Raw genomic sequence first — 8,180 nt, 5'->3', positions numbered from 1 at the left:
CGAGACGCTCAAGGCGCTCGACAAGGCGGTGGCGCTTGCCCGCGAGGGCGGCCACACGGTCGAGGAGATCGACCTGCCCTTTATCGGCCGCGATTTCTTCGCCGATTTCTGCAGGACGGTTGCCTCCGCCGTCGCCGGCACGATGCGGGCCGAAGCGCTGCGCGTCGGCCGTTCCGTTACCGGTGACATCGAGCGGGCGACGCGGGTGCTCGCCCGCTTCGGCGAAATGGTGTCGGCCGGCGAGACCTATGCCGACCTGCAGCGGCTGCATGCCGCCTCGCGGCAGCTGATTTCGGAGACCGTGCAGTACGACGCCGTGCTGATGCCGGTCATTGCCCACCCGCCGCTCGCCTGCGGCGCCATGGATCCCAAAGGCGCCGACGAGCTCATCGAGAACCTGCTCGACAAGCTTCACCTGACACCCTTGCTGAAGCTGAAGCCGTTCTTCGGCCAATTGATGGACAAGAGCCTCTGGTTCACCCATTGGCCGGCGATCCAGAATGTCAGCGGCCAGCCGTCGATCGCGCTGCCGGTCCATGTCACTGACGCCGGCCTGCCGCTCGGCGTCCAGGCGGCCGGCCGTCCGGGCGACGAAGAGACGCTTTTGTCGCTCGCCGCGCAGATGGAGAAGATCTCGGGTTGGCTGGACCGCAGGGCGCCGCTGATGGTGCCGACACGATGACGAGGTCGTGAAGCGCTTGAATATGACAGCAAAGCCATTTGCGGGCGGCGCCAATTCCCGCTAAGACGCCGCCGTCCTTACCTGATGCATGTCGCCCAAAAGTGTCCAGGGGTTTTGGGACAACGACGTGCTTAAAATAAAAAGCCGGGAACCAAACCGATGACGGAAATAACCGCCACCGCCGAAATGCAGGCAGCCCTGTTGTCGCGGGCGCTGCCCTACATGCAGCGCTACGAACACAAGACGGTCGTGGTGAAATATGGCGGCCATGCCATGGGCGATATCGAACTCGGCAAGGCCTTCGCGCGCGACATCGCGCTGCTCAAGCAGTCCGGCGTCAACCCGATCGTCGTCCATGGCGGCGGCCCGCAGATCGGCGCCATGCTGGCCAAGATGGGCATCGAATCCAAGTTCGAGGGCGGCCTGCGCGTCACCGACCAGAAGACGGTCGAGATCGTCGAAATGGTGCTGGCCGGTTCGATCAACAAGGAGATCGTCGCGCTGATCAACGCCGAGGGCGAATGGGCGATCGGTCTCTGCGGCAAGGACGGCAACATGGTTTTCGCCGAAAAGGCTCGCAAGACCATGATCGATCCGGACTCCAACATCGAGCGCGTGCTCGATCTCGGCTTCGTCGGCGAGCCGGTCGAGGTCGACCGCACCTTGCTCGATCTTCTGGCACGCTCCGAAATGATCCCGGTGCTGGCGCCGGTGGCGCCAGGGCGCGACGGCCACACCTACAACATCAATGCCGACACCTTCGCCGGCGCCATTGCCGGCGCCTGCCAGGCGACGCGCCTGCTGTTCCTCACCGACGTGCCTGGTGTGCTCGACAAGAACAAGAAGCTGATCGACGAACTGACCGTGGCCGAGGCCAAGGCGCTGATCAAGGACGGCACGGTCTCGGGCGGCATGATCCCCAAGGTCGAGACCTGCATCGAAGCGATCGAACGCGGTGTCGAAGGCGTCGTCATCCTCAACGGCAAGACGCCGCATGCGGTGCTGTTGGAACTGTTCACCGAACATGGCGCCGGCACGCTGATCGTGCCCTGAGGGGCTCGTCAGCCGGCTAACTTTTTCGCCTCGGAATCTTCAATATTGCCGATGGTGGGAATGGCGAGCTTTCTGGCCGGCCGTGAAACCGTCATCGATTCCTCCTCGGCGTCCTGCGGCGCGCCCCAGAATTCAGCCAGCGTCGGGCCGTCTTTCACCCTGACGTCGCGGACCAGAAAACCCCAGACCTCGCGGAACCAGACGCGGCGGCCCATCTGTGTGTACCAGCGCATCGAATGCCGCTGCTCGGGATCCTTGTGTAACAGGATGCGGGCCAGCGCCTTCGGCCGTGATTGCACCGCCAGCTCGATCAGCTTGACGCTGAAGAACAGCATCCAGGGTTTCAGCCGCGTCATCTGCAGCACCTGGTGCTTGTAATCCCACAAGCGCGCATCCTGCTGGATCACCTTGCGATCCCGCGCGATGCGGAAGAACGGCGTCCAGCGATGCGGCGTCACATAGAGCGCCTGGATCTGGTCGGGGTCATAGGCGATGAGCTGGCGAAAGCCGCGCCACAGATCGCGGAACCCTTCGTCCTCGAAGCCGGCCACCCAGGTCGCCATCGACAGGATGCCGTTGAGGCGCAGCAGCCTTATCGCCTCGCGGTCGGATGATGTGCTGCCGCCCTTGCGGATCAATTGAAGCGTCTGCTCGTCGGTGTTTTCCATGCCGAGCAGCCAGCGGATGACGCCGGCCTTGCGGTAGAGATGCAGGGTGTCGGCATCGCGCACTATGTCGTCGGCACGGGTCGAACCGACGATCAGCACCGGCACGTTCTCGGCGATAAGGGCGTCGAGGAAGGCACGCCAGGCCTTCTTCGAGACCGTCGGATTCTCGTCGGCGAGATTGATCAGCTCGACGCCGTGCTCGCGGTGCAGCCAGGCGATCTCCCTGGCGAATTTCACCGGATCGCGATGCCGCCAGCGGGTCCAGAAGCCGCGCTGGCCGCAATAATTGCACAGATGCGGACAGCCGCGCGAAAACTGCATGACCACGGCCCGCTTGCCGCCCCAGTAACTGTACCGCGAGTGCTCAATCAGCTCCCAACCGACGCGGTAGGCGTCGAGGTCGGCAATGGTCATGGCCGCCTGTGTGGCGAAGGGGCGGCTGAGATCGTCGCGATAGGCGATGCCGGCCACGCTCGCCGGCGGCTGGTGCATTTCCAGCGCCTCGACCAGCGCCACGACGGTCGCCTCGCCCTCGCCGCGCACGATGAAGTCGAAAGCATCGGTAGCGGCCAGGATGTCGCGCCAATGATAGGTCGGGAAAACGCCGCCATAGACGATGATGGTCGCCGGCTCCCGCTGCTTGATCTGCTCAGCGATCAGCAAGGCGGTCGGGTGCGCCGAGGTCGAGCCGGAATGGCCGATCAGGACGAAGTCGGGGTGGTCCTCCAGTGCGTTGCGTACGACGTCATCGAGCGGCATCGGCCCAAACTCGGCGTCGACGAGCCGCACCTGATGGCCGGCATCGATCAGCGGTCCGCCGATCGCCAGCAGGCCGAGCGGCGGCAAATGATCGTCGGGCACGCGGCTGCCGATGGCGGTGTGCGGCGGATTGATCAGGACGATTTTCATGGCGGACCTCTTGGGCAGTTGGTCCGCGCAAGCTGGCCGGCGATGTGGACACGCGATTGGCCCGTTTCAGCAGTTTGCGTGCAGCTTTTCCCCAAGGAGTGCGAAGAGAGGCATTGTCATCGCCTGAGATGCCCGAGCGGCACATGGCCCGGCCCCTTGATGTTCTGCAGCACCAACTGCGTGTGGACGTCGCGCACGCCGTCGAGCCGCATCAGCCGGTGCATAACGAAGGCGTTGAGTTCGTCGACCGACGGCACCATGACATGCAGCAGAAAGTCATGGTCGCCAGTCATCGTCCAGCACGAGGACACCTCGTCCATGCGCTGCACGGCGGCGATGAAGCTTTCGGGCGAGCCGTCGCTGTGGCTGACCAGGCGCACCTGGATGAACACCTCGACCATCAGGCCGACCGCGCGGCGGCTGATCACCGCGGCAAATCCCTTGATGATGCCGGCCTCCTGCAGCGCCTCGAAGCGCCGCGCGCACGGCGTCGTCGACAGGCCGATCTCTTGCGCCAGTTCGGAAACCGGCTTGCGCCCGTCGCGCTGCAGGACATCGAGCATCTTGATCTCGAAATCGTCGAATTGAGGCACTTTCACTCCGATAGAGGGTTTTGTGAGTGGATGTTATCCCAAATATTCCGTTCGAGCCATCATCAAAACCGATTTGCCTCGGCAGATCGGGGTAGCCTTTTCGGCACGTCAGCCATTGATGATTTGCGAGGAGAAAAACCATGACGACGATGAGCGTTGCCGAATATGCCCGCGACTGCGCGGCGCAAGGATTGCGCGGCGACTATTCGGTCTGCCGCGCCGATTTCACCGTGTCCCAGGGCTACGATTACAGCGAAGAAGAGCAGGCGGTGTGGCGCACGCTGTGCGACCGCCAGACCAAATTGACGCGCAGGCTCGCCCACCATTCCTATCTCGACGGCGTCGAAAAACTTGGCCTGCTCGACCGTATTCCCGATTTCGACGAGGTCAGCGCCAAGCTGCGCAAATTGACCGGCTGGGAGATCGTCGCGGTGCCCGGTCTCATTCCCGCGGCCCCGTTTTTCGATCATCTCGCCGATCGCCGCTTCCCGGTCACCAACTGGCTGCGGACCAGGCAGGAGCTCGACTACATTGTCGAGCCCGACATGTTCCATGATTTCTTCGGCCACGTGCCGGCGCTGTCGCAACCGGTGTTCGCCGACTTCATGCAGATGTATGGCGAGAAGGCCGGCGACATCATCGCGCTGGGCGGCGACGAGATGATTTCCAGGCTCTACTGGTACACGGCCGAATACGGCTTGATGCAGGAGGCCGGCCAGCCGCTAAAGGCCTTTGGCGCCGGCCTGATGTCGTCGTTTACCGAGCTGCAGTTCGCGGTCGAAGGCAAGGACGCCCACCACGTGCCCTTCGACCTGGAAACGGTGATGCGCACCGGCTACGAGATCGACAAGTTCCAGCGCGCCTATTTCGTGCTGCCGTCCTTCGACGCCTTGCGCGATGCCTTCCAGACCGCCGATTTCGCGGCGATCGTCGCCCGACGCAAGGACCAGCCGGCGCTCGACCCGGCGACGCTCTAGGCAGCAGTTGCCCTGCAGCCGTCAGGCGGTGACCACCTTGCTCAGATGGTCGCCCAGCCGGCAGGCCAGCGCGGTGATCGTCGTCGTCGGGTTGCATTGGCCTGACGTGCAGAACACCGAGGAGCCGCCGACATAGAGATTGTCCATGCCGTGCACCTTGCAGTTGGCGTCGACCACACTTTTGGTGACGTCGGTGCCCATGCGCGTGCCGCCCATATGGTGATGGCCCGCCGTCTCGTCATTGGTCGGATAGTCCTGGCCGTTGCTGATCCAGTCGGCAATGCGCACGCGGCCGAGATTCTTCTCGATCAGCGTCTTGCCGAACAGTCTGAGCCCTTCGAGCAGGGTGCGATGTTCCAGTTCGGATTTCTTCCAGTGCAATTCGATGCGTGGCACGCCGGCATGGTCGACATTGGTCTTCGACAACTCGATCTGGTTGGAGGCCAGCGGCGCCTGTTCCCAGGCGACGTAGAGCTGCGCGGCGCAGCGCAGTCTCTGACTGAGCTTGGAGGACATCCACTCGGCCATGTCGGGTGCCGTGCAGGCGAGGTCGGCGATAAGGCTCTTGACGCCGGGATACGGCGTCTCGATCAGCCGGATGCCGAAATTCATGATCTGCAGCCGCTCCGTGGCGGCAAGTGTCGGCGAGAAGAAGGCCTCATTGACGGCGTCGACCTCGAACGCGTTATAGTCGGCCAGGATGGCATTGCCGCCCTCGAAGGTCGGATGCTCCATCCAGTAGCGGCCAAGCGCCGTCGCATTCGGCACGACGCCGCCGTTCGAGCGCTGGTTGGACCACAGAAGCAGCCGCGAATTCTCCAGCCCACCGGTGCAGACGATGAAATAGTCGGCGCTGAAGGAGCCGGCATTCTGCCCGTTCGACCACAGTCTGGCGCCCGTCACGCGTTTGCCGTCGCCGGTAAGCTCGGTGGCACAAGTGTTGAGCACCACCGCGATGTTCTTGGCCTTGTCGAGTTCATCGCCGAACTTCTCGGCGAAGCGCACGGCCGGGCTCTTGATCAGCTGCACCCAGCGAATGTCGTCCGAGATCGGCACATCTGGCCGGAGGGCCGGAAGGTCGAGAATGTCGCGCACTTCCGGCAGATAGGGTTCGATGTCGGTGCGGCGGATCGGCCAGCCCGTATCGGGTACCCAGGCCTTCGGCTCGAAATCCTGCTTGTCGAGCACGCGGCACCAGCCGGCCCAGTGGTTGGAACTGCCGCCCATCAACCGCAGCCGGGTTATGTCGAGATCGAAATAGAAATCGCCGACCGTGCTGCCACGGTAAAAGTCCTGCGACTCGTCGCTGAATTCGCGCGGACCGGCCTCCATCACCACCACCGGAATGCCGGCCGCGCCAAGCTTGCGGGCAATGGTCGTGCCGGCCGGACCGGAGCCTAGGATGCACACTTTTGGGGTGAAGTTCGCGGCGCGATACGCCTCGTAGCTGTCGAAGATCATGCCAGGTCGCTCCGCCTCAGAATCCAGCCATTGACCTCGACGATCTCGTTCGGGTTGGGCTCTGGATCGGCTGCATCGGCATCAGGCAGCTTGCGGAACAAAGACAGGGCAGGCAATGCGATCAACGCCTGCACGAGCGCGCGGCGTGACATTTTCTTGATGATGAAACTCATGGCTGGTCTCTCGGCTGGGCTTCGGCACTGCATGGCGTTCCCAGAACGGCAATTCCCGGAACGACACATGCATCACCGTGGAAGCCAGTATCGTGCCAAGTCTGGCCGCAAAGCAGTGAAAACCCGGCTAAGCGGTACAACCGAGTGCAAACAGGGTTAGAATTTTCTTAACAGGCCGGTTGCGGCAGATCGGATCACGCCGCCTCGGAAATGCCGGTGTCGATGATCGTCAGGTTACGGCCCTGGTGCTTGGCCTGGTAGAGGCGCCGGTCGGCGGCGCGCATCAGCTCCGACACACTGGCTTCCTCGCCGCAGACAGTGCCGCCGATGCTGACCGTGAGCGGAATGGTCCGCTCGTCGACGGGCCGGAAGCGGATCAGCTCCACTTCGCGGCGAATTCGCTCGGCGACGCGCTTGGCCTCCTGCTCGGTCGCGCCGATCAGGAAGGCGCCGAACTCCTCGCCGCCGATGCGGCCGAGCACATCGCCGCTGCGCACGCCGCGCTGGATCGCGCTGGCGATCAAAAGCAGCGCGTCATCACCTGTCAGATGGCCGAAATTGTCGTTGATGGTCTTGAAGTGATCGGCATCGATGATCAGCAGCGCGCCGCGATCGGACTTGCGGCGCGAACCGTCGAGCGCGGCAAAGAAGCTTTCCCGGTTGAGCATGCCGGTCATGTCGTCGCGGCTCGCCTTTTCCGCCAGGCGGCGATGCGCGGCGGCGAGCTGGGCATGGGCTCGGGCGAGATCGCGATGCGCGTTTTTCAGCCTGTCGCTTTGCCAGAAAGTGCTTGCGCTGGCAGCCCACGCCAGCACCAGCGGACAGAGCGTGGAGGTCAGCCAGATCGTGCGGTTGACCGGAAATCCCATGGCCGGAACGATGATCAGGGTCAGCAGGAGAGAGGCCGCGACTGAGGCGAAAGCAACGGCGGCGGATCTCAGAATTATGCTGTTCATCGCTTGCTCCCACAAGACTGCCTCTCTGCCAGCAAGCCCTAAAGGCCACCTTTCCCAGATGCCTAAAATTTGAATCGTGAGGCGATTTACGCAACCTCAACGAGCAGAAGTTGTGGATAAAGTCGCTTCCGGAATGCGCGTTTCATGCCATAAGGAGCCCATGACCACGCTCCCTGACCCCGCCCGCTTCGCCCATGTCACCGACTGGGTCTTCGATCTCGACAACACGCTCTATCCGCATCATTCGAATCTGTTCTCGCAGATCGACGTCAAGATGACCGCCTATGTCGGCGAGCTGCTGGCATTGCCGCGCGACGATGCGCGCAAGTTGCAGAAGGAACTCTACCGCGAATATGGCACGACGCTGAACGGCCTGATGACACGTCATGGCATCGACCCCGATGATTTCCTCGAGAAGGTCCACGACATCGACTATTCATGGCTGGTGCCAGACCCCGTTCTCGGCACCGCCATCCGCCAGCTTCCGGGCCGCAAGTTCATCTTCACCAATGGCGACCGCAGGCACGCCGAGCGCACCGCGCGCCAACTCGGCATCCTCGACCATTTCGACGACATCTTCGACATCGTCGCCGCCGGGCTCAATCCCAAGCCGGCGCGCCAGACCTACGAGAAGTTCGCTGAACTCCACGCCGTCACCGGCCACAATGCGGTGATGTTCGAAGACCTTGCCCGCAACCTGTCGGTGCC

The 8,180-nt window shown here is 63.1% G+C and carries 9 protein-coding genes; 4 read left to right on the top strand and 5 right to left on the bottom strand.

The window, feature by feature from the left end; all coding sequences use genetic code 11:
• On the top strand, positions 1 to 682 hold a 682-nt coding region (locus EN964_RS17005; RefSeq protein WP_245490662.1), incomplete at its 5' end, for an amidase family protein.
• Positions 683 to 841: 159 nt separating this feature from the next.
• On the top strand, positions 842 to 1,735 hold the full coding sequence (gene argB, locus EN964_RS17000) for an acetylglutamate kinase (protein WP_013528489.1): 894 nt from the start codon (positions 842 to 844) through the stop codon (positions 1,733 to 1,735).
• 8 nt (positions 1,736 to 1,743) lie between these two features.
• On the opposite strand, the gene bchE is transcribed toward argB, so the two are convergent.
• Positions 1,744 to 3,312, bottom strand: a complete 1,569-nt coding sequence (gene bchE, locus EN964_RS16995) for a magnesium-protoporphyrin IX monomethyl ester anaerobic oxidative cyclase (RefSeq protein ID WP_127272325.1) — start codon at positions 3,310 to 3,312, stop codon at positions 1,744 to 1,746.
• Between the two features lie 116 nt (positions 3,313 to 3,428).
• Positions 3,429 to 3,905, bottom strand: coding sequence for an Lrp/AsnC family transcriptional regulator (locus tag EN964_RS16990; protein ID WP_027040109.1), 477 nt, complete (start codon positions 3,903 to 3,905; stop codon positions 3,429 to 3,431).
• 140 nt (positions 3,906 to 4,045) lie between these two features.
• Between EN964_RS16990 and phhA the strand changes: the two genes are divergently transcribed.
• Complete coding sequence (gene phhA, locus EN964_RS16985) at positions 4,046 to 4,882, top strand: phenylalanine 4-monooxygenase (RefSeq protein WP_127272324.1); 837 nt, start codon at positions 4,046 to 4,048, stop codon at positions 4,880 to 4,882.
• A 21-nt stretch (positions 4,883 to 4,903) separates the two neighbouring features.
• Here phhA and EN964_RS16980 read toward each other — a convergent pair whose 3' ends face one another.
• The 3 genes from EN964_RS16980 to EN964_RS16970 all read right to left on the bottom strand — a co-directional run bounded on the left by EN964_RS16980 (position 4,904) and on the right by EN964_RS16970 (position 7,472).
• The gene (locus tag EN964_RS16980; protein ID WP_127269434.1) at positions 4,904 to 6,343 is read right to left on the bottom strand and encodes a GMC oxidoreductase; all 1,440 of its coding nucleotides are present in this window, start codon (positions 6,341 to 6,343) and stop codon (positions 4,904 to 4,906) included.
• The gene (locus tag EN964_RS16975) at positions 6,340 to 6,516 is read right to left on the bottom strand and encodes a hypothetical protein (RefSeq protein WP_127269433.1); all 177 of its coding nucleotides are present in this window, start codon (positions 6,514 to 6,516) and stop codon (positions 6,340 to 6,342) included. The genes EN964_RS16980 and EN964_RS16975 overlap by 4 nt, the downstream gene beginning before the upstream one ends.
• Positions 6,517 to 6,710: 194 nt before the next feature.
• Positions 6,711 to 7,472, bottom strand: a complete 762-nt coding sequence (locus tag EN964_RS16970; protein ID WP_127269432.1) for a GGDEF domain-containing protein — start codon at positions 7,470 to 7,472, stop codon at positions 6,711 to 6,713.
• A 160-nt stretch (positions 7,473 to 7,632) separates the two neighbouring features.
• On the opposite strand from EN964_RS16970, the gene EN964_RS16965 reads away from it, so the two are divergent.
• The coding region (locus EN964_RS16965; protein WP_127276554.1) for a pyrimidine 5'-nucleotidase at positions 7,633 to 8,180 on the top strand (548 nt) is incomplete at its 3' end.

It is taken from the genome of Mesorhizobium sp. M7A.F.Ca.CA.001.10.2.1, from assembly GCF_003998575.1.
GTDB lineage: Bacteria > Pseudomonadota > Alphaproteobacteria > Rhizobiales > Rhizobiaceae > Mesorhizobium.
This window is presented reverse-complemented; position numbering and strand designations above follow the sequence as displayed.